The sequence below is a fragment of the Streptomyces sp. NPDC002734 genome, assembly GCF_040295685.1.
GTDB lineage: Bacteria > Actinomycetota > Actinomycetes > Streptomycetales > Streptomycetaceae > Streptomyces.
In genome coordinates this window covers 1-25,351 of sequence record NZ_JBEOVU010000013.1, presented here as the reverse complement: position 1 = coordinate 25,351, position 25,351 = coordinate 1, and the positions used below count along the sequence as shown (strand labels likewise).

The following is a 25,351-nucleotide window of genomic DNA, read 5'->3' as shown; positions in this document are numbered from 1 at the left end:
GTCAGTGCACCTGCTCGGCGGCCGGAACCGCTCCGCCGCCCGCGGGGGCGCTCCGCTCGGCGGCGGCGGCGGCGCCGGACGGGGTGCGGTAGCCGCGCAGGGGCGCGTTGACCGCCCAGACGGCGGCGATCGCCAGGGCGGCGGAGAGTCCGCCGACGACCAGGGAGAACGACGCGGAGGTGGCCGAGGCCAGCAGGCCGCCGCGCAGGTTGCCGAGTTCGGGACCCGCGACGCCGATGACGTGCTCCACCGAGGAGACCCGCCCCCGGTACGCGTCCGGGGTCTCCCGCTGGACCAGGGCGCCACGGGTGACCACGGACACGGTGTCGGCCGCGCCCGCCACGGCCAGGCATCCGAGGGCCGCCCACAGAGGTCCCGCCAGGCCGAAACCGGCGAGCGCCAGGCTCCAGACCACCGCCGCGGACAGCTGGACCAGGCCGGCACGGCGGCGGCGCGTGACCGTGCCGGACAGCAGACCGGCCGTGATCCCCCCGACCGCGACGGCCGAGAGGAACAGGCCGAGGGTCTGCGGGTGGCCGCCGTAGCGGACCTCGTTGACCAGCGGGAAGAGCGCGACGGGCATGGCGAGCAGCGTCGCGGACAGGTCGGTGGCCATCGAGCCCCACAGCGTCGGGCGGCGCAGCACGATCCGCCGACCGCCACGCTCCGGCCGGGGCCTGCCGCCTCCCGTCCCGGCACCCGCGGGCGGCATGGCGGGCAGGCGGAGCAGCGCGAGCGCCGAGACCGCCACGGCCGCGGCCTGGACCGCGTAGGCGCCGGCGTAGCCCCAGTGGGCGATGACCAGCCCGGCCGCCGCGGGGCCGGTCAGCATCGCCGCCTGGAACGAGACGCTGGTCAGCGCGAGCCCGGCCGCGACCTGGTCGTCCGGCAGCAGCCGGACCGGGAAGGTGCGCCGGGCGGGAGCGCCGAGCGCGCCGCAGCTCGCCCCCACGGCCACCAGGGCGAGCAGCACCGGCACGCTCCGGTTCTCCGCCAGGGCCTGGGCGCACAGCCCGGCGGCGGTCAGCAGCTGGCCGGCGGTGGTGGCCCGCACCACCGTGCGGCGGTCGAAGGTGTCGGCCACCGTGCCGCCGATCAGCCCGAACAGCACCATCGGCAGGCCGGTGGCCAGCCCGATGACGCCGGTGGCCACCGGGCTGCCGGTCAGGTCCCAGACCTGGGCGAGTACCGCCACGTTGGCCGTGTGCCCGCCGAGCTGAGAGGCGGAGGTGCCGATCCACAGGTCGCGGAAGGGCCGGCTGCCGCGCAACGGGCGGGTGTCGAGGAATCGGACGCGGACACGCCGCCTCACGGCGAGGGCTCCTCGAGGTGGTGGAGGATCCGCCGTCGCATCGACCGGCGCTCCAGCGCCCGCCGCACCTCCTCGACGACGGCGGTCATGGCGTACGGGACCTCGCCGTCCAGCTCGGCGACCGTGGCGTGGGTGGCGCGCCACTCCGCCTCCAGGAACGGCACCAGGGAGCGGCCGCGCTCGGTCAGGTCGATCCGCCGGGTACGGGCGTCGGGCCCGGGCTCGGAGGTGACGAGACCTTCCTTGCGCATCGCCGCGACGGTCTGGCTGATCGCGGAGTGCGAACGGTCCAGCGACTGCGCCAGCTCGCGGATGGTCAGGGGTCCGGTGTGGGCGAGCCGGATCAGCGGATAGGCGAACCGCGGCCGCACGCCCTCGATGCCGCGCTCCACGTAGACCTGCTCGATCTCGGCGTCCATGGCCGCCAGGAGCTCGTGCAGGGAGTGCCACGGGTCGGGTCGCGTGGTGGGGTCCGAAGATGTCACAGCGCTAATATAACAGCGCTGTGACATCGGGTCGGAACCCAGCCGTCGTCAGCCTTCGGGGGCGTGCGGCCTCCGCCGACGGCCCCGCCCCGAGGGCGGCGCGGGGGACGTCGAGCGGCGTCAGCGGCTGGGGTAAGCGATCCCGGCGGTCAGTGGCTGGGGACCTCGGCGGGGGCGCCGGCGCGGGCCTGGCCGAGGTTGCGGGCCTCGGCCTTCAGGGCGAGGGCGGCGACCGCCGTGTTGAACCGGACCAGGGACGGCGGCTCGTCCGCCCCCAGCAGGTACTCCTTGAGCTCGCGCCGCGCCCCGGCGAGGACGTCCGCCGCCGGGTCCCGCACCGCCGCCAGCAGCTCCTCCAGCTCCGTCGCCTCGTTGGACAGGATCACCGCGGCGCGCACCGCGGTGTTCTGCCGGACGAACTCCTCCGCCCCCAGACCGGCCGAGTCCACCACCGCGTACGGCTTGCCGCTGGCGATGAAGTCGGAGACCACGCTGGAGATGTCGGAGACCATCGCGTCGGAGACGTTGAAGCAGTCGTACAGCAGCGGCTCGGGCCCGGTGATCACCCGGTGCTCCCACTCGGGGAAGGACCGCCAGTACGCGTCGTTCCACCGCTCGCGCAGCCGGGCGATCTCGTCGTAGACCGTGAGGTCGGCCACCCCGTCCCGGGTGGCCACCGCCTCGTCGCCGTCGGTCCCGCCGCCGGAGAGCTCGGTGAGACGCGCCTCGATGCGGGCCAGTTCCTCCCGCGCCGCCTCCGCCGCCGCCTCGTCCCGGACGAAGCCGGGGTCCAGCGCCCGCGCGGCGGCCGCCTGCTCCACCAGCGCGGTGAGCCGCTCGTGGGCCTCTCGCGCCCTGGGGCTGCGGGTGCCGGTGAAGGGGTGCGGCTTGTACAGCACCCGCACCGGCCGGTCCGCCGCCAGCAGCCGCCGGACGATGTTCTCGCCGGCCGCCATCAGGGAGGTGTTGCCGGGGGCGTCGTCCCAGCCCTCCCAGGTGGGCGCGTAGAGCACCGTCGGCACCCCGCTCCCGCTCCGCTCCCGGCGGCCGGCCCGGATGGGAGCCAGCTGCGGGCGGCCGACCTCGACGACGTCCTCGTCGCGGACCCCGACGTCCACCACGGCCCACCGGTCGCGCCCGGCCCGGCCGGCCGTCCACACCTCGTCGTAGACCTTGCTGTACGGGTTGACGCTGGCGACCTTGTCGCTGTCGCCGTGGCCGATGAAGGCGTGCTTCATGGTCGGCACCCGCAGCAGGTGGATGTTCTTGCCGACGTTGGCCGCGTACAGCGCCACCCGGACCGTGGACAGGTCGAGGTTCATCAGGTGGACGCCGCCGGGCACGCAGACCACCGGGACGGTGGTGGGCGCCAGCCGCTCCAGCACGACCCGCTCCCGCAGGATGATCAGCGGCCGGGTGTCCAGCCGCTCCATGGTCTCCAGCCACATGTTGACCTGGTAGGCCGACTCCTTGGCCCCGGAGAAGTACAGGACCGTCTCCGGCCGGTAGGCGCGCAGCCAGGTCTCCATCGCGTCGAGCACCGACTCGGCCGAGGGGGCGCGGCGCGGCCCGATCAGGTACGGCAGCAGGACCACGGTGTAGAGCCCGCCCAGACCGAGGGTGGCGACGATGCCGAGGCCGCCCCACAGGCCCTGGCCGAGGAAGGCGGAGACCAGGCCGCCCACGAAGACCGGCAGGTCGAGGTGGAGCATCTTCTCGCCGGAACGATGCAGCAGGCGCCGCGAGGGGGCGTCCGGTATCCGGACGGCCGTCGCCAGGGTGATGTTCCGGGTGGCCACCGGCAGCGTGCGCCGGATCCTGATCAGCGCCACCAGCGCGCCGTGCACCGCCTGCAGTCCGTAGAAGCTGATGAAGCAGGCGACCAGGGCGTAGAAGAACACCCCGTACGCCAGCCCCAGCCGGGCCAGCAGCAGGACCAGGATGAGCTGGCGCACCAGGAAGCGGATGGCCAGGCCCGCCCGCACCATGCTGAGCCGGTTGACCAGGTAGCTGTTGCGGCGGTGCAGGTAGTGGTCGGCCCCGTAGGTCACGGCGGCGGCGACGGAGAACAGGGGGATGTTCGGCAGCAGCGCGGCGATCATCAGGGCGGGGAAGCCCACCACGATGAGGGCGGCCGCGGCGACCAGTTCCCCCACGCTGCCCACCCGGGCGGCGCGAACGGCTGTCGATATCACGTCTGACCTTGCTCCTGAAGAGGTGCCGGCTTGGTGCGTGAACGGTGGGCGCATAACTCCGACAGTTCCGGAAAAGACCGTGCGCTTTCCCGATTGATGCGACTCGTGCGGTATTCAGCTGTTCAGGTGATCAGGCCCCTGCCGTCGCACCTCCCGATGCAGCCACAGAGGCCTGAACGATTTCTGGCAATTGCGGCCGATTATGCCACGCCGTCGTGCCGGTCAAGAACAGTGGCGAGCGCCTGCTCGAATCCGGACGCCTGGCCGGCGACCGCTGTCGGATCCTGCTGCCGCACGTCGATGACATGACCGGTGAGGTCGGAGAGCAGCACGTCCAGGGAGGTGCGGGCGACCGCCCGGGAGGAGAGGAGCGAGTCCACCGGCTCCTGACCGAAGGCCTTCGTCCGCATGGGTGTCGCCGTGCGTTCGGGGTTGACGCAGTTGACCCGCACCCCGTCGGCGGCCCACTCGTCGGCCAGTGCCTGGGTGAGGTTGACGACCGCCGCCTTGGTGGAGGAGTAGAGGCTGTAGTCGGCGCGGCCCCGGGTGTAGCTGCTGGAGGTGTAGAGCAGCAGCTGGCCCTTGGTCGCGGCGAGGTACCGGTACGCCGCGCGGGCGATCTGCACGGGAGCCAGGTAGTTGACCCGCAGGGCCTCCAGGACGGTGTCGTTGTCGGCCTCGTCTAGCCTGCCGATGCGCAGCACGCCGGCCGTGTTGATGACGTAGTCGATCCGGCCGCTCTCCGCGTACGCCTTGCTGAGCGCCTTCTCGACGTCCTCGGCGTTCTCCACGTGGGTGCCGGTGGTGGAGCGGCTCAGCGCGTACACCGAGGCGCCGTACCCCGCGGCGAGGTCCGCGACGTCCTTGCCGATGCCGTAGGAGCCGCCGAAGACCACCACCGTGCGCCCGGTGAGCAGCTCCCGGTAGCACTCCTCGCCGCGGGGCTCCGGGGCCGCCGTGGAGGCCAGCTGGAAGAGCTTGTCGGCGATGAAGACGTCCACCGGCTGGGTGACCTTCATGTTGTACTCGTCGCCGGCGACCACGTGGATGGGGACGTCGGGCAGGTACTTGAGGACCACCGAGCAGTCGTCGGTGGCCTGGAAGTGAGGGTCCTGGGCGGCGATCTCGTAGGCGTGACGGATCGTCGAGAGCTTGAACGCCTGGGGCGTCTGCCCGCGGCGCAGCCGGGAGCGGTCGGGGATCTCGGTGATGAACTCCCCGTCCTCCCCGTGGGTGCGGGTGACGATGATGGTGTCCGCCGACGGGATCGCCACGTCCACCGCCTGGTAGCGCTCCAGGGCGCGCACGCACGCGTCGATGACCCGCCGGCCGAGCAGCGGGCGCACCGCGTCGTGGAAGAGGACGTCGAGGTCCTCCCCCTCGGCGAGGCCCTCGCCGAGCACCTCGATGGCGCGCCGGGTGGTCTCGTTGCGGGTGGCGCCGCCCTCGACGATCCGCCGCACCTTGGTGAACCCCGCGCGCTCCACGATCCGCTCGACGTCCGGCACGTAGCCGGGCGCCATCAGGACCACCACGTCGTCGATGGAATCGGTCTGCTCGAACGTGTGCAGGGTGTGCTCGATGACCGCCTTTCCGGCGATCTTGATGAGCTGCTTGGGAATCTGCAGCCCGACCCGCTGCCCGGTTCCGCCGGCGAGGATCACTGCGGTCGTGCGAGGAACGGTTATGCGCTGCGACACGGGAGATTCCATCCTTGGCATCAGCGGTCCGGGCTCGGGAGATCGGGTGATCCCCCACCACTTGGTACCACACTGCCTTCGTGGTTTCGTTTCCCGCAAACAACCTGCTCACCCGCATTCCGCCTGCGCACCAGGAGACACAAGCGGAATACATTCTTTCGATTCTCGACCCGTATGCGCTAAGCGGCGAACAGATGTGCCAAAAAACAGATCCGGCCGGATCTCCCCGCTGTGCAGGGCGGATCCGGCCGGATTTCGGTGTGTCGGAGTGACTAGAAAGGCTTGAAGTCCTCGAACTCCTGGGTCGCGTCGTCGCGCTCGGCCTGGCGGTCGCGGCGGCGCTGGGCGGCGGGGCGGGGCTCCTCGAAGCGGTGGTCCTCGCCGCGGCGGCCGAGCATCTCGGCGCCGGCGGTGACCGTCGGCTCCCAGTCGAAGACCACGGCGTTGTCCTCGGGGCCGATGGCGACGCCGTCGCCCGACCGGGCGCCCGCCTTCATCAGGGCCGCCTCGACGCCGAGACGGTTGAGGCGGTCGGCCAGGAAGCCCACGGCCTCGTCGTTGTTGAAGTCCGTCTGCCGCACCCAGCGCTCCGGCTTCTCGCCGCGGACGCGGTACAGGCCGTCCTCCTCACGGGTGACGGTGAAACCGGTGTCGTCCACCGCCTTGGGCCGGATGACGATGCGGGTCGCCTCGTCCTTGGGCTTGCGGGCGCGGTGCTTGGCCACCAGCTCGGCCAGGGCGAAGGAGAGCTCCTTGAGCCCCGTGCGGGCCACCGCGGACACCTCGAAGACGCGGTAGCCGCGCTCCTCCAGGTCGGGGCGGACCATCTCGGCGAGGTCCTTGCCGTCCGGCACGTCGATCTTGTTGAGCACGACCAGCCGGGGGCGCTTGTCCAGGCCGCCGCCGTAGCTGCGGAGCTCCTCCTCGATGACGTCGAGGTCGGAGACCGGGTCACGGTCGGACTCCAGGGTGGCGGTGTCCAGCACGTGGACCAGCACACTGCAGCGCTCGACGTGGCGCAGGAACTCCAGGCCCAGGCCCTTGCCCTGGCTGGCGCCCGGGATGAGGCCGGGGACGTCGGCGACGGTGTAGACGGTCGAGCCGGCCGTCACCACGCCCAGGTTGGGGACCAGGGTGGTGAAGGGGTAGTCGGCGATCTTCGGCTTGGCGGCGCTCATCACCGAGATCAGCGAGGACTTGCCGGCGCTCGGGTAGCCGACCAGGGCCACGTCGGCGACGGTCTTGAGCTCGAGGACCACGTCCCCGGCGTCGCCGGGCTCGCCCAGCAGCGCGAAGCCGGGGGCCTTGCGGCGGGCCGAGGCCAGCGCCGCGTTGCCGAGGCCGCCGCGGCCGCCCTGGGCGGCGACGAAGGACGTGCCCTCGCCGACCAGGTCGGCCAGCACGTTGCCCTGCTTGTCGAGCACCACGGTGCCGTCCGGGACGGCCAGGACCAGGTCCTCGCCCTCCTTGCCGGCGCGGTTGCCGCCCTCGCCGGGCTTGCCGTTGGTGGCCTTGCGGTGCGGGGAGTGGTGGTAGTCGAGCAGCGTCGTGACGGACTGGTCGACGACCAGGATCACGTCGCCGCCACGGCCGCCGTTGCCGCCGTCCGGGCCGCCCAGGGGCTTGAACTTCTCCCGGTGCACGGAGGCACAGCCGTGGCCCCCGTTACCCGCGGCGACATGCAGTTCGACGCGGTCCACGAAGGTGGTCATGGTCAGGTGCCTCCAGTACGCGTAAGTCTTGGGTCAAACAAGTGCTCGCGTGCTACACAACACGCGAAAGGCGGACCCACTTCCCCGGAGGGAAGTGAGGTCCGCCTCGCGAATGAGTTCGGTCAGCCTGCTCAGGCGACCGGAACGATGTTCACGACCTTGCGGCCACGGTGGGTGCCGAACTGCACCGCACCGGCCTCGAGGGCGAACAGCGTGTCGTCGCCGCCGCGGCCGACGCCCGCACCCGGGTGGAAGTGGGTGCCGCGCTGGCGGACCAGGATCTCACCGGCGTTGACGGTCTGACCGCCGAAGCGCTTCACACCGAGCCGCTGAGCGTTGGAGTCGCGACCGTTCCGGGTGGACGATGCGCCCTTCTTGTGTGCCATGTCTCCTCAGTCCCTTACTTCGCAGCCGTGGGGATCGACGTGACCTTGATCGCCGTGTACTGCTGGCGGTGGCCCTGCCGACGACGGTAGCCCGTCTTGTTCTTGTAGCGCAGAATGTCGATCTTCTGGCCCTTGTGGTGGTCCACGATCTCGGCCTGGACCTTGATGCCGTCCAGGACCCACGGGTCGCTGGTGACGGAGTCGCCGTCGACAACGAGCAGGGTCGAGAGCTCGACCGTGTCGCCAACCTTGGCGGTGGAAATCTTGTCAACCTCAACGATGTCGCCGACAGCAACCTTGTGCTGGCGACCACCGCTGCGCACGATGGCGTACACGCGGATCTCACTCTCTTTCGGAAACGGCACCCCCGCAGTCCAGCCTCCCTGTGACAAGGGACCGGCCTCTCCCGGGGCGCGGCACGAAGCCTGCGGCCGGCCGGGAGGAATGAGGTTTACGGGGATGTGGCGTGTCGATGGACACGCCGAGGGTCAAGGTTACGGTGACCGGGGCTGAAGGGTCAAACCGGCCCCGACCCGCCCCGACCGGCGGCTCTCAGCGGTGCAGGTGCCGCCACCCGTCCCAGGCGGAGCGGATCATGTCGTCCAGGTCGTGGCGCGCCGACCAGCCGAGCTCGGCCGCGATCCGTTCGGCGGAGGCGATCACGCTCGCGGGGTCGCCGGGGCGGCGCGGGCCGACCTCGGGCGTCAGGTGCTCGTTGCCGGTGACCTTCAGGATGTGGTCGATCATCTCGCGGACCGAGCTGCCCTCGCCCCGCCCGATGTTCAGGACCAGCGCGGTGCCCTCCTCGGCGCCGGCCAGGCGCCTCGCGGCGGCCAGGTGGGCGGAGGCGATGTCCAGGACGTGGATGTAGTCCCGGACGCAGGTGCCGTCCGGGGTGGCGTAGTCGTCGCCGAAGACCACGGGCGCCTGACCGGCCTCGACGCGGCCGAAGACCATGGGGACGATGTTGCTCGTGCCGACGTCGGCCAGTTCGGGTGCGGCGGCGCCGGCCACGTTGAAGTAGCGCATGGCCGCCGACCGGATGCCGTAGGCCCTGGAGGCGGCGGCGATCAGCCACTCGCCGGTGAGCTTGGTGGCGCCGTAGGGGTTGATGGGGGCGCAGGGGGTGTCCTCGGTGACCAGGTCCACGTCGGGCATTCCGTAGACGGCGGCGGACGAGGAGAAGACGATGCTGTCCACGCCGGTGGCCGTCATCGCCTCCAGCAGCGTCTGGAGCCCGGTGACGTTCTCCCGGTAGTAGTGGAGGGGTCTCTCCACGGACTCCGCCACCTGCTTCTTGGCCGCGATGTGCACCACCCCGGTGACCCGGTGCTCGCGCATCGTCCGCTCCAGCAGCGGACCGTCCAGGACGCTGCCCGTCACCAGGGGCACGCCCGCGGGCACCCGCTCCGCGAAGCCGGTGGACAGGTCGTCGAACACCACGACGTCCTCACCGCCCTCGGTCATGGCGCGCACCACGTGGGCGCCGATGTATCCGGCGCCGCCTGTGACCAGCCAGCTCATGTGTACCTCCTGGGTGTCGACCGGCGTCCAGACTCCCCCATCGCCCCGGCGGAAGCGAGCCGAGGGCGCCGCCGCGGTGGACTCGCGAGCCGGTGACGCTGCGGGTTGAATGGGGAAACGCCCTGATTGTCCCTGGCCACCCTGCCCCGCCCATCCACGGAGGTGCCGCCGGTGTCCGCCCAGCTCGACAGGAATCAGCACGAGGACGTGCCCGACATCAGCGTCGTGGTCATCGTCTACAACGACGAGCGGCGTCTGCCGGACGCGGTGCGGTCCGTGCTGGAGCAGACCCTGCGCAGCGTCGAGGTGGTGATCGCCGACGACTGCTCCACCGACGGGTCCTTCGAGGTGGCCCGGCGGCTGGCGGCCGCGTCGGACCGGGTGCGGGCGCTGCGGCTGCCGGAGAACAGCGGCGGCTGCGGGGAGCCGCGCAACCAGGGCGTCGCGGCGGCCCGCGGCCGCTACGTGATGTTCCTGGACAGCGACGACACCCTGGAGCCGAACGCCTGCCGCAACATGCTGGAGGCCGCCGAGACCACCGGCGCGGACCTGGTCTCCGGGCTCTGCCTGCGGGTGCACGTGGACAGCCGGTGGGGCACCACGGCCCCCTGGTACCCGTGGCTCTACCGCAGGACCCGCACCCTGGACTCGATCGCCGAGCTCCCCGACCTGCTGGTCTACGACACCCTGTCGACCAACAAGTGCTACCGCCGCGCGTGGCTGCTGGCCGAGGGGCTGACCTTCCCGCGCGGCATCCACTACGAGGACCTGCTCTTCTCGGCCCGGGCCTACCTGGCCGCGTCCCGCATCACGCTGATCCCCAACACGGTCTACCGCTGGAACGTGGTGCGGAAGGCGGAGGCCAAGTCGATCAGCAACCGCCGGCACGAGATCAACAACTTCGCCGACCGGCTGGAGATCCACCGCCGGATCGACCGGATCCTCGCCGCCGAGGGCCACGACGAGCTGCGGCTGCACAAGGACCGCAAGTTCCTCAAGCACGACCTCGTCCTCTACCTGCGCGAGCTCCCCTTCCTGGACGACGACTACCGGCGCCGCTTCGCCGAGATGGCCGAGGGCTACCTCCGTGAGTTCCCCGAGGAGGCGTACGAAGGGCTGTCGCCGGTCCACCGGCTGTGCGCCTACCTGCTGCTGCGGGAGGACTGGGAGCATCTGATGCCGGCCGTCGACACCCTGATCAACAGGAACAAGGTGTCCAGTCCGCTCGTCGAGCGCGACGGCCGCGTCTACTGGTGCGAGGAGCACCTCGACGACCCGCTGGGCCGCGCCGTCCTGGACGTCACCGACCTCGACCTCCACGACAAGCCGGTCTCCCGGCTGTACCTGCGCAACGCGCTCACCGGCTACCGCGAGTCGCCCGAGGGCGTCACCCTGTCGGGCGCGGTCGTCAACCCGCTGGGCGCGGTCGCGCCGGACGCCCGTCTCGCCGCGGAGCTGGAGTTCCGGGCCCGGCGCCGCAGCCTGCGCTCCTTCCGCTTCCCGGTGCGCTCGGTGCGCCACCGGGGCCGGTCCATCACCTGGGAGGCGGACGTGCCGCTGGCCCGCAAGCTGCGGCCGGTGGGCGTCCTGGACGACGTGTGGGACGTGCGGATGCACCTCACCGTGGACGGCGAGCGCACCACCACCCGCCTCACCGCGGGCCGCACCGACCTCGGCGCCGACGAGGACGGCACCGTCCGGGTGCGGCCGCTGCTGAGCCGGCTGGCGGCCGACCGCCTCCGTCCGCGGGTCTCCTCCCACGGCCACCTGGCCTTCCACCTGGTGCAGCACGGCACGCTCCCCCGGCGCGCCTCCGGCCTGCTGCGCCACCACATGCAGAGCCCGCCCGCCCGGCTCACCAAGAGGGCGCTGCGCGGCGCCCTGGCCCTGCGCGAGGAGCTGCGCTCGGGCCGCCGCAAGATCGAAGCGTACCACCGGATGATCCGCGTGCTGCCGGTCCGCAGGGGCACGGTCGTCTTCGAGAGCCACCTCGGCAAGCAGTACGGCGACAGCCCTCGCGCCCTGTACGAGGAACTGCGCCGCCGCGGCGTGCCGGTGCGGGCCGTCTGGTCGTACCAGGGGTCGCCCAAGGACTTCCCGGCCGACGCCGAGCTGGTGCGCCGCTGGTCGTGGCGGTACATGAGGGAGCTGGCCCAGGCCGAGTTCTGGATCGACAACCAGGGCTTCCCGCTGAAACTGGCCAAACGCCCCGAGACGACGTACATCCAGACCTGGCACGGCTCCGCGCTCAAGCGGATGGGCTTCGACGCCCCTCAGCTGCGGACCATGCCGGAGACCGAACGACGGCTCTACCAGCGCGCCGTGGACCGCTTCGACCACTTCGTGGTCCGCGGGCGGCACGACGAGGTCACCCTCGCCCAGGCCTTCCGGATCCCGGACGAGAAACTGCTGCGCACCGGCTACCCGCGCAACGACGCCCTGGTGCGGGCCCGCGAGTCCAGCGCGCCCTCCCGCCGGGCGGAGGAGCTGGCACTGCGCCTGGGCGTCCGCCGCGACCTGCCGGTGGTGCTGTACGCCCCGACCTTCCGGGCGCTGGACGGCGGCGGGGTGCGCTCCTTCGAGTTCCCCTTCGACGTCGAGGAGTTCGCGCGGCGGTTCGGCGACCGGCTCACCCTGCTGGTCCGCACCCACTACCTCAACGGCGTCACGCTGCCGCCCTCGGTCCACGGGCGGGTGATCGACGCCGGTCGGGAACCCGACATCACCCCCGTGCTGCTGCTCGCGGACGTCCTGGTCACCGACTACTCGTCCGTGATGTTCGACTACTCGCTCCTCCAGCGGCCGATGGTGTTCTTCACCTACGACGAGGAGGAGTACACGGAGGGCCGCGGCACCTACTTCGACCTGTCCGAGGAGGCGCCGGGCCCGGTGGTGCGCACGGCCGACGAGCTCTTCGAGGTCCTCTCCCGCCTGGACGACCCGGCGGGCCCGGCCGCGTACAAGGCGCGGCTCAAGGAGTTCATGACCCGGTACGGCGAGTACGACCAGGGCGACGCCGCCGCCCGGATCGTCGACCGTTTCTTCGGACCGGAGGAGGCACGGTGACGCGCGACATCGTCCTCGTCGGCAACGAGGTCAACGAGCTGGGCGGCGTGGGCCGCTGGCAGACCTCCATGGCCCGGCTGTTCGCCGAGCGCGGGCACCGGGTGACGGTGGTCGGCGTCGCCCCGCCCGGCGCGCCCTTCGCCCTGGGCGAGGACCCTCCCTTCGACACCCTCACGCTGCACCGCGAACGCCCGCCCGCGCCGCGGCGCACCCGCGGCCTGCGACGGCTGGACCTGGCGGCGGTGCGTCACGAGGCGCTGCGGGAGCGGGAGATGCGGGAGGCCGCCGGGCGGCTGTCCGCCGTCCTGCGCGCCCGCCGGCCCGGCGCCACGGTGATCGTCACCCAGGTGTGGGCGATGGAGTGGGTCGCCCTCGCGGACACCTCCGGCCACACCGTCATCGGCATGAGCCACGAGTCGTTCGACACCTCCCGGGGCTCCTCCCGCTTCGCCCGGATCAGGGAGCACTACCGCGACGTCGACCGGCTGCTGCTGCTCACCCGCGAGGACGCCGACCGGTGGATCGGCCAGGGCTTCAACCACGTCGGCTTCATGCCGAACCCCACGCCGCTGCGCTCCCCCGCCCCTTCGCCGCGCACGGACCGGACGGTCGTCTCCATCGGGCGGCTGGGCTACGAGAAGGGCGTCGACATGCTGCTCGACACCTGGGCCGAGGTCGCGCCCCGGCACCCCGGGTGGCGGCTGCGGATCCACGGGGCCGGGCCGGACGAGGAGGCCCTGCGGCGGCAGTGCTCCGAGCTGGGCCTGGACGGTTCGGTGGAGTGGGCGGGGCTGACCGAGGACGTCGCCGGGGCGCTGCGACGCTCGTCCGTGTTCGTCCTGTCCTCCCGCGGGGAGGGCTTCCCGCTGGCCCTGCTGGAGGCGATGTCCTGCGCGGTGCCGTGCGTCGCCTTCGACTGCGCTCCGGGCGTCCGCGAGATCGTGCGGGACGAGGAGGACGGCCTGCTGGCCCGCCCTGGCAACGTCCCCGAGCTGGCCCGTCACCTGGACCGGCTCCTGTCGGACGCGGCCCTGCGCGACCGGATGGGCGAGCGGGCCCGGGAGAACGTGCGGCGCTTCTCCCCCGAGTCGATCACCGACCGGTGGGAGCGGCTGTTCGACCTCCTGGAACGCTGAGCCCGGGACGCCTGCGCGGTGGGAGACCGCGAGGCCTGCGCGGCAGGAGACCGCGAGGCCTGCGCGGCAGGAGACCCGAGGCCGGGGAAGCGGGAAGCCCGCCGGTTCCGCTCCCGGGTGGGGAGGGGAACCGGCGGGCTTCCTCGTGCGGCGGGGCCGCGGTGATCAGTCCTCCGTGGAGGCGGTGACCGAGGACGGCGACTGCTGCTCGGCGGCAGCGGTCTTCTTCGCCGTCTTCTTGGCGGCGGCCTTCTTCGTCGTGGCCTTCTTGGCCGTCGACTTGGCAGCCGTCGTCTTCGTGGTGGTCGCCTTCTTGACGGCGGCCTTCTTGGCCGGCGCCTTCTTGGCGGCCGTCTTCTTCACCGCGGCCTTCTTGGCGGCGGTCTTCCGAGCCGGCTTGGCCTCCGCCTCGGTCCCGGCACCGGTCTCCGCGGCCTCGTCGGCCACGGGGGCCTCCGCCGCCTCGGCGGCGTCCTGGCCCGCGGCCGGGAGGACCACCACGGCGGCCTCCTCCGACGCCGTCGGCGCCGTCGCCTTGCGGACCGCGCGGCGACGCGGACGCGCCGGGGGCGCGACCTCGGTCGCCGGCTCGGCGGCCTCGGCGGCGGGCTCCGCGACCGGCTCGGCCTGCGGCTCGGCGGCGGGGGCCTGCTCGACCACCGTCACCGCGGCCTCCTCGGCGGCGGCCGTCGCTCCGGCCGGCGCCCCGGCGGGCGCCGAGACCCGGCGGGTGGCGCGGCGGCGACCACGACGGGGCGCCTCCTCGGCCTCCGGCTCTGCGGCCTCACCGGAGGGAACCACCGGGTCCTGCACGGCGGCCGGCTCGGCCTGCGCCTCGGCGGCGGGCTCGGCGACCACCGGACGGGCGGCCTCCTCGGCGGCCGTGACGTCCTGCGCGGTCGGCTCCGCCTGCTCGGCGGCCTCGGCACGGGCGTCCTGGGCGGCCTGCTCGGCCCGGCGGCGGCTGCGCGCCTGCGCCTTGGTCTCGCGCGGCTCGCGGGTCTCCCGGGCCTCGGTCTCCTCGGCGCGCGGAGCGCCGGCGGGCGACGTGGCCCGGCGGCTCGTCCGGCGGCGACCACGGCGGCCGGCAGCGGCCTCCGCCTCGGCGACGGAGCTGTACAGCTCCTCGTCCGCCGTGAAGTCGGGCGCGGGCAGCTCGACCGGCTCCTCGGTGGACTCCGTGACGGTGGACGCCTCGCGCTCAAGCTCGGCCTCCTCCTCGGCGGAGGGGGCCTCGGCGATCAGGTCGGACGGCTCGTGCTCGTGGGGCTGCTCCTGCTGCCCGTCACGCGAACCGCCGCGCTTCTTCTTCTTGCCGCCGCCACCGCCGCCGACGGCGGTCGGCTGCTCCATGTGGACGACCAGGCCGCGGCCGTTGCAGTGGACGCAGGTCTCGGAGAAGGACTCCAGCAGACCCTGGCCGACCCGCTTGCGGGTCATCTGCACCAGGCCCAGCGAGGTGACCTCGGCCACCTGGTGCTTGGTCCGGTCCCGGCCCAGGCACTCGAGCAGGCGCCGCAGCACCAGGTCGCGGTTGGACTCCAGCACCATGTCGATGAAGTCGATGACGATGATGCCGCCGAGGTCGCGCAGCCGCAGCTGGCGGACGATCTCCTCGGCCGCCTCCAGGTTGTTCCTGGTGACGGTCTCCTCGAGGTTGCCGCCCTGCCCGGTGAACTTGCCGGTGTTGACGTCGACGACGATCATCGCCTCGGTCCGGTCGATCACCAGCGAACCGCCGCTGGGCAGCCAGACCTTGCGGTCCAGCGCCTTGGCGAGCTGCTCGTCGATCCGGTACGTGGCGAACACGTCGACCTCGGAGGTCCACCGCTGCAGGCGCTCCGCCAGGTCCGGCGCGACGCCGGCCACGTAGCCGTGGATGGTCTGCCAGGCCTCGTCGCCGCTGACGACGACCTTGGTGAAGTCCTCGTTGAAGATGTCGCGGACGACCCGGACGGTCATGTCCGGCTCGCCGTAGAGCAGCGTCGGCGCGTTGCCCTTCTTCGCCTTCTGCTGGATCTCCTCCCACTGCCCCTGGAGACGCTCGACGTCGCGGCGCAGCTCGTCCTCGCTGGCCCCCTCGGCGGCGGTGCGCACGATGACACCGGCGTCCTCGGGGACGATCTTCTTGAGGATGGTCTTCAGCCGGGCGCGCTCGGTGTCGGGCAGCTTGCGGCTGATGCCGGTCATCGACCCCTCGGGGACGTAGACCAGGTAGCGGCCGGGCAGCGAGACCTGGCTGGTCAGGCGGGCGCCCTTGTGGCCGATCGGGTCCTTGGTGACCTGGACCAGGACGGACTGGCCGGACTTCAGGGCGGTCTCGATGCGGCGCGGCCCGTGGGCCATGCCGAGCGCCTCGAAGTTGACCTCGCCGGCGTAGAGCACGGCGTTGCGGCCCTTGCCGATGTCGATGAAGGCGGCCTCCATCGACGGCAGGACGTTCTGCACCTTGCCGAGGTAGACGTTGCCGACGTAGGAGGTCGACTGCTCCTTGTTCACGTAGTGCTCGACGAGGATGTTGTCCTCGAGCACGCCGATCTGGGTGCGGTCGCCGTGCTGGCGGACCACCATCACGCGCTCGACGGCCTCGCGCCGGGCCAGGAACTCGGCCTCGGTGATGATCGGCACGCGGCGGCGGCCCTGCTCGCGGCCCTCGCGGCGGCGCTGCTTCTTCGCCTCCAGGCGGGTGGAGCCCTTGATGGACTGCACCTCGTCGGCGGCGGAGTCACCGGGGCCGGAGCGCTCCTCCTTCTTGCGGGGCTCGCGGACCTTCACGACGGTGCGCTCGGGGTCGTCCTGCGACGCCTCGGCCTCGGGGGAGGAGTCGCCGGCACGACGGCGGCGGCGACGACGGCGGCGGGAGCTGCTGGAGCCGCCGGACTGCTCGCGCTCGGTGTCGCCCTCGCGCTCGTCCTCGTCGACGTCCTCGGAGGCGTCCGAGGTGTCCTCGGCGATCTGCTCCGCGGTGTCCTCGGCGTCCTGCTCGGCCTGCTCGACGGCGGTCTCGTCGGTGTCCGCCTCGTCGGCGGAGTCGGCGTCCGTGTCGCGCTCGCCGTTGTCGGCGTCGCCGGACTCGCCGCGACGACGGCGGCGGCCGCCCCGGCGGCGACGGCGGCGGGAGCCGGTCTCCTCGTAGTCGCCCTCGCCCTGGTCGCCACGGTCGGCCTGCTCGGCCTCCTCGGCGGACTCCTCGTCCGCGGCCTCCTCGACGGGCGCGGCGGGCTGGGCGGCGGGCGCCTCGGCGCGCGGCTGCTCGGCGGCGGGGGCGTTGTCCTCGCCGCCGCGGCGGCGGCGGTTGCGGCGGCGGGCGCCGGTCTGCTCGGTCTCCTCGGCGGACTCCTCCACCGCTGCGGGCTCGGCCGGCCCGGTGTCCTTGGCGGCCTCCTGCGCGGCCTCGTAGGCGGCGCGCTCCGGCGTCTGGAACATGGGCTCGGTGAAGACCGGGGCCCGGAAGACGGGGGCGGCGGCCGGACGGCCCTGGCGGCGCGGGGCCTCGCTGTCGGCACCGCGCGGCGCGGTGAAACCGCCCGCGGGGCGGCGCACGGCACGGCGGCGGGGACGGCGGCCCTCGGCCTCGTCCTCGACCTGCTCCGCGGCGGCCTCGGCCTTCGCGGCCCTGGGCTCGGCGGCCCTGGTCGCTGCCGCCCTGGTGCCGGCGGCCTTGGTCTCGGCCGCCTTGGTCTCGGCCGCCTTGGTCTCGGCGGCGCTCTCCTCGGCGCGGCGCTCCTCGGCGCGGGCGAGCTCCTCCGCGGACGGCGCGGCGGCCGGACGGGTGGCACGGCGGCGGGTACGGCGCGGCGCGGCGGAGGTCTCCTCCACGGCGGCGGGGGCCTCGGCGGCGGGGGCCTCGGCCTCGACGGCGGCCTCCTCCGTCTCCTCGGCCTCGTCCTCCGGCTCCTCGACCGCGGGGGTCTCGGCGGGCGTGACGACCTCGGCGGCCTCCGGGGCGCCGGCGGGCGCGGAGGCGCGGCGCACGGCACGGCGGCGGCGCGGGGCCGGAGCCTCCTCGGCGGGCGTCGGGGTCGCGGCGGGGGCCTCGGCCTCGGCCTGCGTCTCCTCGACGGCGGTGTCCTCGTCCTTGGCGACGGCGGCTGCCTGCTCGGCGGCCGACGGCGCGGTGGAGGGGCGCACGGCGCGGCGACGGGTGCGGCGCGGCGCGGCGGCGGCCTCGTCGGCGGCGGGGGCCTCGGCCTCGGCGGCCGGGGTCTCGGCGGCCGGCTTGTCGGCGGCCGGCTTGTCGGCGGGCTTCTCCGCGGCCGGGGTCTCGGCAGCGGTGTCGGCGTCGGCCTCGCCGGGCGTACCGGCGGGCGCCGCGGCGCGGCGGACCGCACGGCGGCGGCGCGGGGCCGGGGCGGCGTCCTCGGCGGCGGGCGTGGCGGCCTCGGCGGCCGGAGCCGGCGCGGACTGCTCCGCGGCCGAAGCCTCGGTGGCGCCGGTGGCGTCCATGGCGGTGGCCTCGGTGGCGCCGGTGCTCTCGGTGGCCCCGGTCGGCGGACCCGCCGGCCGGGACGCGGCCCTGCGCCGACGACGCGGCGGCAGGGTGTCGCTGGGGCTGTTGTTCTGTTCGGAACCCTCGTTGGTGGGTTCGGTCGGTCCGAGCATGCGGGCGTATCTCCCGTCAGGCTCCCGGGCGCCGCGCCTGGTCCGGCGGGTACCGGTGACGTCCGCGGCTCGCGCGATGCGCGTCGCCGCCGTCCGGGGCGCGGGCGCCGCACGGGAGCACTACTAGTCCTGTCTCACCGGTTCCGTACGCCGATTTGCGGACGGCCTGGCGAAAGTCTTGTGGTGTCGTGCGCGCTGCCCGACCCAGGTGGCTCCCGAGTTCGAGGGCGGCGCTACGGCGTTCGTCCCTACGCGGGACCTTCCGGCGCCGGCGCCTGCGCGGCGGCAGAGGGATCTGCCTCGCGGTCGGGCGCGAGCGGGTCGGTCACCGTGCCGGTCTCTTCGTCGAAGAGCCCCTGCGCCAGCCTGGTCACCGCTGCGGGGACCGGCGGCGCCAGGTCAGCCACCACACGGAGGCCGGACAGGACGTCGTCGGGTCGCACGGCAGGCGTCACGTGCCGAACAACCAGGCGCAGTATCGCACAGGGGTGGTCACCGGGCCCATCGTCGCCACCGGCGGCCCGGGCTTCCAGGCTGACGACGGCGCCGCGGGCGTCGAAGGTACGGACACCGTTCTTGGCCATGCGCTGCACTTCGACGGTCTCGGCCTTCTCGAAGGCCTCGACCGCGCGGGCGGCGTCCTCGTGGGTCACGCCTTCCAGGCGCAGCTCCCACACGGATGCCGTGAGCCGGTCGGCGAGGCCGGAGGTACGGGCCTGCACCGCGTCGATCACGTCGAGCCCGTCGGGCAGCGACTCGTCGAGCAGCTCACGCAGCTTCTGCGGGTCACGCGGCTCGGTGAGCGCGATCTCCAGGTACTCCGCCTCACTGCCCGTGCCGGTGGGTGCGGCATTGGCGTACGACACCTTCGGATGCGGCGTGAACCCCGCCGAGTACGCCATGGGTACGTCGGCGCGGCGCAGCGCGCGCTCGAAGGCGCGCTGGAAGTCGCGATGGCTGGTGAACCGGAGGCGGCCGCGCTTGGTGTAACGCAGTCGGACGCGCTGCACCGCGGGTGCCGGCGGCGGGCCTTCGGGCTGTCGCTTGCCCAGTGCTCTAATCCTTCGTGAGTGCGGTCGTACTGCTACCAAGAGTACGCGCTTCCGGGCCGCCGAGTTCCCGCCGGTCCGCCGAACCCGCCGGCACCGGGGCCTCGCGGGGGGCTCCGAACAGGGCGGTGCGCAGTTCACGGCGCACTTCACGGACCGTCACGCGGGCGACGGCGAAGGCCTTCCCGACGGCGCGGCCCGCCTCCCGGAGCACCTGGCCGACCGGGCGCAGCACGGCGTCCCGGACGAATCGCCCGGCCGGCGCGAGCACCGCCCGGAAGGCCCAGCGGACCGGCTCGACGAAGATCCACCGCAGCAGCGTGGCGAGGAGGCGGCCCACCGCCAGGGAGATCCGTCCGGCGATCCGCCAGGCGTGTCCGAGCGCCTCCCCCACCTCGCGGGCGACGACCGCGAGCACCCGCCCGACGGCGGTGAGCGGCGCCACCACGAGCCGATGCAGCAGCCACCCCACCACCGCCGCGGCGCCCCGGACGGTCCAGGCGATGCCGCGGCCCAGCGGCGTGAGCACCCACCGGTACAGGGCGACGGCCGGGGCGACGAGCAGCCACCGCACCAGCCACGCCGCGCCCGCGCCGAGCGCGCGCAGCACGGCCCACATCCCGTGGGCCAGCCACCGCCCGGCGTGTCCCAGCGGGGTGAGGACATGCCGGTACAGCCACCGGGCGCCGTCGGCGAGCCGCCGCCCCAGCCACCGCAGGGCGTGCCCGGCCGGGGTCAGCACCCACCGGTACAGCAGGACCGCCGGGGCCAGCAGCAGCCATCGCACCAGCCACACCACGACCGTGGCGGCGCCCCGTCCGGTCTCCCGCAGCACCCACCACGCACCCTCGAGGAGCAGGGCGACACCGCGCCCGATCCCCGTCAGCACCCACCACAGGCCGCGCCCGGCCGGCGCGAGGATCCAGTGGTACAGCCACCGGGCCGGCGTCACCAGCAGGACCCGGCCCAGCCAGGTCACGGCGCGTGTGAAGCCGCGCCACAGCGGGGCGAGGAGGGCGGTCCGGACGAAGCGCCCGGCGACGACCAGCAGGTCCCACACCATCCGCAGCGGCAGCAGCACGACGAGCGCCACCAGCCGCACCGGCAGCCGCACGGCCGCCACCAGGCATCCCTCGTCACGGCGTGCCGCGACGGGTTCCGTCTTCTTCTCCAGGTCCACGTCCTGTCAGACGCACGGACGGGGCTCCAGGGTGCGTCCCGTGACGGAACCGGTACGCACCGACGCCGCCGCCGGCTCCCGTGCGGGGGCCGGCGGCGGCGTCGTGGTGGTGCGGTGCCGCGGACGTCAGTGGCTGTGGCCGTGACCGCCGGGGGCGCCGGCGGGCTGCTTCACCGAGAGGGGGAGCAGCTTCTTGCCGGTGGGGCCGATCTGGATGGACGTGTCCATCGCGGGGCAGACGCCGCAGTCGAAGCAGGGCGTCCAGCGGCAGTCGTCGACCTCGGTCTCGTCGAGAGCGTCCTGCCAGTCCTCCCAGAGCCAGTCCTTGTCGAGACCGGAGTCCAGGTGGTCCCAGGGCAGGACCTCCTCGTAGGAGCGCTCGCGGGTGGTGTACCAGTCGACGTCCACGCCGTGCGGGGCCAGCGCCTTCTCGGCGCAGTTCATCCAGCGGTCGTAGGAGAAGTGCTCGCGCCAGCCGTCGAAGCGGCCGCCGTCCTCGTAGACGGCGCGGATGACGTCGCCGATGCGGCGGTCGCCACGGGAGAGCAGGCCCTCGACGATGCCGGGCTTGCCGTCGTGGTAGCGGAAGCCGATGGAGCGGCCGTACTTCTTGTCGCCCCGGATCTTGTCGCGGAGCTTGGTCAGGCGCGCGTCGGTCTCCTCGGCCGAGAGCTGCGGGGCCCACTGGAACGGCGTGTGCGGCTTGGGCACGAAGCCGCCGATGGAGACGGTGCAGCGGATGTCGTTGGAGCCGGAGACCTCGCGGCCCTTGGCGATCACGCGGGTCGCCATGTCGGCGATCTGCAGCACGTCCTCGTCGGTCTCGGTGGGCAGGCCGCACATGAAGTACAGCTTCACCTGGCGCCAGCCGTTGCCGTACGCGGTGGAGACGGTGCGGATCAGGTCGTCCTCGGACACCATCTTGTTGATGACCTTGCGGATGCGCTCGCTGCCGCCCTCGGGGGCGAAGGTGAGGCCGGAGCGGCGTCCGTTGCGGGTCAGCTCGTTGGCCAGGTCGATGTTGAAGGCGTCCACGCGGGTGGAGGGCAGCGAGAGGCCGATCTTGTCCTCTTCGTAGCGGTCCGCGAGGCCCTTGGCGATGTCACCGATCTCGGAGTGGTCCGCGGAGGACAGCGACAGGAGGCCGACCTCCTCGAAGCCGGTCGCCTTCAGGCCCTTCTCGACCATCTCGCCGATGCCGGTGATGGACCGCTCGCGCACCGGGCGGGTGATCATGCCGGCCTGGCAGAAGCGGCAGCCGCGGGTGCAGCCGCGGAAGATCTCCACGGACATCCGCTCGTGCACCGTCTCGGCGAGCGGGACCAGCGGCTGCTTGGGGTAGGGCCACTCGTCGAGGTCCATCACGGTGTGCTTGGAGACCCGCCACGGCACGCCGGAGCGGTTGGGCACCACGCGGGCGATGCGGCCGTCCGGCAGGTACTCGACGTCGTAGAAGCGCGGGATGTACACGGCGCCGGTCTTCGCCAGACGCAGCAGCACCTCGTCGCGTCCGCCGGGGCGGCCCTCGGCCTTCCAGCCGCGGATGATCTCCGTCATGTCGAGCACGGCCTGCTCGCCGTCGCCGACGACGGCGGCGTCGATGAAGTCCGCGATCGGCTCGGGGTTGAACGCCGCGTGGCCGCCGGCCAGGACGATCGGGTCGTCCAGGCCGCGGTCCTTGGACTCCAGCGGGATGCCCGCCAGGTCGAGCGCGGTCAGCATGTTGGTGTAGCCGAGCTCGGTGGAGAAGGAGAGGCCGAAGACGTCGAAGGTGCCGAGGGCGCGGTGGCTGTCCACGGTGAACTGCGGGACGCCGTGCTCCCGCATCAGCGCCTCCATGTCCGGCCAGACGCTGTAGGTGCGCTCGGCGAGGACGCCGTCACGCTCGTTCAGTACCTCGTAGAGGATCTGCACGCCCTGGTTGGGCAGGCCGACCTCGTACGCGTCCGGGTACATGAGCGCCCAGCGGACGTCGCACGAGTCCCAGGGCTTGACGGTGGAGTTGAGTTCACCGCCCACGTACTGGATCGGCTTCTGCACATGCGGGAGCAGAGCTTCGAGCTGCGGGAAGACCGATTCGGACATCCTTGAACCTTCATGAGCGGACTTGGGGTCCCTCCCCTGCCGTACCGCGGCCATGGGGAGGATGACTCTCAAGCGTACCCGCAGCGCGTCACCCCTTCGTACGACGGCGTCGGGCGACCTCGGCCCACCGGTCGGGCAGGGCGGCCTCGGCGAGGGCGGCCTCCTTCTCCTCACGTCCGTACAGGACGCCCCAGCTGAAGGTGGGCTCCAAGGCCTTGGCGGCGTCGCGGGCGAGGGAACGCAGGGCCTCGCGGGCCATCACGCTGTCCTGGTGGTCGCCGAGCGGGCGCTGGAGGGACTTGGCGTCCGCGGCGAGGCGGCGGGCGGCCTTGCCGAGGACGGGACGGGCCGCCTCGGCGGCGTAGCGCGTGCGCTTGGCCTTCTTACGGGCCTCGTGCAGGGCGCTGTCGCGCTCGGGGCCCGGCTCGAGCGCGACGGCGCGCTCCACCAGGCGGGACAGGCGGCCGAACTCCTTGTCGAGGGCCTTGGCGAAGGGCTTGGCGGGCTTCCTGCGGGCGGTCTTGCGCAGCGGGGGACCGGCGAGGAAGGCGTCGAGGGCATGCAGCAGGTCGAGGTAGCGGCGGCTGTCGAGGACGGCGGCGGTCCGGGGCCTCGTCTCGCCGCGGCGGGTGTCGGCCCACAGTTCGAGCCGGTCGCGGACCGGGCCGGTGCGCAGTTCGGCGGGCAGGGCCTCCACGGCCGCGGTCAGCCGCTCGTCGAGGACCTCGCGGTCCCGGTCGACGCCGAGCTCGCGGGTGAGCCACCGCAGTTCGTCCGCGAGCGGGGCGACGGCCTCGCGGTCCAGCAGCGGGCGGTAGGCGCGCAGGGCGGAGCGCAGGCGGCGGGTGGCGACCCGCATGTCGTGGACGGCCTCGGGCAGGTCGCGGCGGACGGCGGGGTCGAGCGCGACGAGCCTCTCGCGCTGTTCCCGGAGGTAGGCGAGGAGGTGGTCCCCGGCGGTGACCGGCTTCCCCCGGTGGGGGCCGGGGACCGCGTCCGCTGCGTCGTCGTCGGGAGACGTCTCGACGAGGGCGCGGGCCAGCTTGGACGGGGCGTCGGAGCGGCGGACCCCTGCGCGGCGGAAACGCTTCTCGACCAGGTCGAGCAGGCCGGGGTCGGCGCCCTCGGCGAGCTCGACCTCGATCTCGGTCCACTGGGCCTCACCGCGGCCGCCGGCCAGCCGCTCGGCGTGCACGGCGTCCGCGCTCGCCTCGGCCAGCAGCCCGCCGTCGGCGTCCCGCAGCTCGCGCACGTCCCGTGCGGAGCGCAGGCGCACCACGGGGACCACCTCGGCGCCCAGGGTGCGGGAGCGGATCAGCCGGAGCAGTTCGGCGGGGGGCCTGTCGGCGAGCGGGGCGGCGATCTCGTCGCGGGTGTCGGGCCCCACGGGGAGCTTGAGGTGCCAGCCGGGCGTGGAGCCGCCGGTGCGGCGGCGCAGGGTGACCGAGGAGGCGGCGAGACGGAGGTCGGGGGTGTCGTAGTACACGGCGTCCAGCTCCATCACGCCCTGGTCCACGACGGCGGCGATGCCGCCCACGTTTGTCAGGTCGGGGAGCCCGCTGTCCCGGGACTCGAATTTCCGCTCGATCTCACGTGTGGTGTCCGCCATACCCCCGAGGCTAGCCGCGCCGGGCGCCGGACGGCAGCGCCTCGACCGGCCGTCGTCGGAGTTCTCCCAGGTCACTCCCCCGGGCGCGCCGATGGTGATCCAACTTGCTTGTGGCAGCGGTGAATTGAGTGGCAGCGGGTACAGGCAGCACGTAAAGTGCCTTCCGGCCGCCTCGCTCGAACCTACGTTCGATGCATGGACGTCCGGTGACGACGAGGGGGCCGTCGTTCGCACTTTCGCATCCACAGGGGGGATCACACCCATGCCTTTCCTTTCCACCGGGGGCACTCTGGCGCGCGCCGCCGCAGGCTTCGGACTGGCGCTCGCGCTGGCCGCGGGCGCGACCGCGGTCACCGCTCCGGCAGCGTCCGCGCAGCCCGTCGGCTCCGGCACGCTCAGCTTCAGCGGCGACGCCGGTGACTACATCAGCGGCGGGCAGTCGTACAGCTACGCGACGGACACGCAGGACCGGCTGAACGTCTCGGCCGACAGCGACCACCAGCACATCGGGATCTCCGTCGACGGCGCCAACGGCGACTGGTGGTACCTGGACCTGGCGGCGCCCTCGGGGCAGGCGCTGACCGTCGGGGAGTACACCGGGGCCACCCGCTACCCGTTCAACAGCCACGTCGAGCCGGGCCTCGACCTCAGCGGCAACGGCCGCGGCTGCAACATGCTGACGGGCTCCTTCACCATCTCGGCGGTGGAGTTCGGCCCCAACGGCTACGTGCAGACCCTGGACGCCACCTACGAGCAGCACTGTGAGGGCGGCACCGCCGCGCTGCGCGGCGAGGTCCACATCGCCAACCCGGCTCCGCCCGCCGAGCTCGACCTCGGGCTGGACGTCGCCCTGAACGGCACGGCGAGCACCCTGGACGGCGAGGCCACCGTGCACGGCTCGGTGACCTGCACCAAGCCGGCCCAGGTCGCCGTCTCGGGCACGGTCACCCAGGTGGCGAAGCGTGTCCTGATCCGCGGCTCGTTCGGGACCGAGGTGTCCTGCACCCCGGGGGAGCCGGCCACCTGGACGGCGAAGGCGCAGCCCACCGGCACGACTCCCTTCCAGCACGGTGACGTCGAGGTGTCGGCCCAGGCCGGCGCCTACGACACCGACTACGGGGTCCACACCTCGACCACCGAGACCGTCGCCGTCGAGCTGAAGAAGACCAACAGCTGACGAGGCCCGCACGTGAAGGAGGCGGCCCCCCACCCGTGCGGGTGGGGCCCCGTCCCGTACGGTGCCCGGCTGGCATTCGCCGGTGACCGTCTCCATGGCCTACGAGGGCGAGCGCACGATGGTCTCGCACGGC

The 25,351-nt window shown here is 73.2% G+C and carries 16 protein-coding genes; 3 read left to right on the top strand and 13 right to left on the bottom strand.

The window, feature by feature from the left end:
- Position 1 precedes the first annotated feature (1 nt).
- The 8 genes from ABT026_RS13860 to galE all read right to left on the bottom strand — a co-directional run bounded on the left by ABT026_RS13860 (position 2) and on the right by galE (position 9,314).
- Complete coding sequence (locus tag ABT026_RS13860; RefSeq protein ID WP_351114492.1) at positions 2–1,312, bottom strand: MFS transporter; 1,311 nt, start codon at positions 1,310–1,312, stop codon at positions 2–4.
- Positions 1,309–1,797 carry a MarR family winged helix-turn-helix transcriptional regulator gene (locus ABT026_RS13855; RefSeq protein WP_351114490.1) on the bottom strand — a complete coding sequence of 163 codons (489 nt, stop codon included), beginning with the start codon at positions 1,795–1,797 and terminating at the stop codon, positions 1,309–1,311. The genes ABT026_RS13860 and ABT026_RS13855 overlap by 4 nt, the downstream gene beginning before the upstream one ends.
- A gap of 149 nt (positions 1,798–1,946) precedes the next feature.
- Entirely contained in the window at positions 1,947–3,992 is a 2,046-nt protein-coding gene (locus tag ABT026_RS13850) for a hypothetical protein (RefSeq protein WP_351114489.1), read from the bottom strand.
- Positions 3,993–4,192: 200 nt separating this feature from the next.
- Positions 4,193–5,692 carry an SDR family NAD(P)-dependent oxidoreductase gene (locus tag ABT026_RS13845; protein WP_351114487.1) on the bottom strand — a complete coding sequence of 500 codons (1,500 nt, stop codon included), beginning with the start codon at positions 5,690–5,692 and terminating at the stop codon, positions 4,193–4,195.
- A 272-nt stretch (positions 5,693–5,964) separates the two neighbouring features.
- Entirely contained in the window at positions 5,965–7,404 is a 1,440-nt protein-coding gene (gene obgE / locus ABT026_RS13840; RefSeq protein WP_351114486.1) for a GTPase ObgE, read from the bottom strand.
- Between the two features lie 131 nt (positions 7,405–7,535).
- Complete coding sequence (gene rpmA, locus ABT026_RS13835) at positions 7,536–7,790, bottom strand: 50S ribosomal protein L27 (RefSeq protein WP_108955339.1); 255 nt, start codon at positions 7,788–7,790, stop codon at positions 7,536–7,538.
- Positions 7,791–7,804: 14 nt separating this feature from the next.
- Positions 7,805–8,125 (bottom strand): 50S ribosomal protein L21, encoded by a 321-nt coding sequence (gene rplU / locus ABT026_RS13830; RefSeq protein ID WP_351114485.1) that lies wholly within the window; start codon positions 8,123–8,125, stop codon positions 7,805–7,807.
- 217 nt (positions 8,126–8,342) lie between these two features.
- A complete protein-coding gene (galE, locus tag ABT026_RS13825) occupies positions 8,343–9,314 on the bottom strand; it encodes a UDP-glucose 4-epimerase GalE (protein ID WP_351114484.1) in 972 nt (323 codons plus the stop codon).
- A 171-nt stretch (positions 9,315–9,485) separates the two neighbouring features.
- Here galE and ABT026_RS13820 point away from each other — a divergent pair, with 171 nt between their 5' ends.
- Complete coding sequence (locus ABT026_RS13820; RefSeq protein ID WP_351114483.1) at positions 9,486–12,380, top strand: bifunctional glycosyltransferase/CDP-glycerol:glycerophosphate glycerophosphotransferase; 2,895 nt, start codon at positions 9,486–9,488, stop codon at positions 12,378–12,380.
- Entirely contained in the window at positions 12,377–13,516 is a 1,140-nt protein-coding gene (locus tag ABT026_RS13815) for a glycosyltransferase family 4 protein (RefSeq protein ID WP_351114482.1), read from the top strand. The genes ABT026_RS13820 and ABT026_RS13815 overlap by 4 nt, the downstream gene beginning before the upstream one ends.
- Before the next feature lie 165 nt (positions 13,517–13,681).
- Here ABT026_RS13815 and ABT026_RS13810 read toward each other — a convergent pair whose 3' ends face one another.
- The 5 genes from ABT026_RS13810 to ABT026_RS13790 all read right to left on the bottom strand — a co-directional run bounded on the left by ABT026_RS13810 (position 13,682) and on the right by ABT026_RS13790 (position 24,041).
- Positions 13,682–18,118: an Rne/Rng family ribonuclease gene (locus ABT026_RS13810; RefSeq protein ID WP_351114480.1), complete on the bottom strand. Its 4,437-nt coding sequence runs from the start codon at positions 18,116–18,118 to the stop codon at positions 13,682–13,684.
- A 248-nt stretch (positions 18,119–18,366) separates the two neighbouring features.
- On the bottom strand, positions 18,367–19,128 hold the full coding sequence (locus ABT026_RS13805; protein WP_351114479.1) for a TIGR03936 family radical SAM-associated protein: 762 nt from the start codon (positions 19,126–19,128) through the stop codon (positions 18,367–18,369).
- Positions 19,129–19,174: 46 nt separating this feature from the next.
- Positions 19,175–20,347 (bottom strand): hypothetical protein, encoded by a 1,173-nt coding sequence (locus tag ABT026_RS13800; RefSeq protein ID WP_351114478.1) that lies wholly within the window; start codon positions 20,345–20,347, stop codon positions 19,175–19,177.
- A 126-nt stretch (positions 20,348–20,473) separates the two neighbouring features.
- A complete protein-coding gene (locus ABT026_RS13795; RefSeq protein WP_351114477.1) occupies positions 20,474–22,432 on the bottom strand; it encodes a TIGR03960 family B12-binding radical SAM protein in 1,959 nt (652 codons plus the stop codon).
- Positions 22,433–22,520: 88 nt separating this feature from the next.
- Entirely contained in the window at positions 22,521–24,041 is a 1,521-nt protein-coding gene (locus ABT026_RS13790; protein WP_351114476.1) for a CYTH and CHAD domain-containing protein, read from the bottom strand.
- A gap of 262 nt (positions 24,042–24,303) precedes the next feature.
- Between ABT026_RS13790 and ABT026_RS13785 the strand changes: the two genes are divergently transcribed.
- Positions 24,304–25,218 (top strand): hypothetical protein, encoded by a 915-nt coding sequence (locus ABT026_RS13785; protein WP_351114475.1) that lies wholly within the window; start codon positions 24,304–24,306, stop codon positions 25,216–25,218.
- Positions 25,219–25,351: the final 133 nt, after the last annotated feature.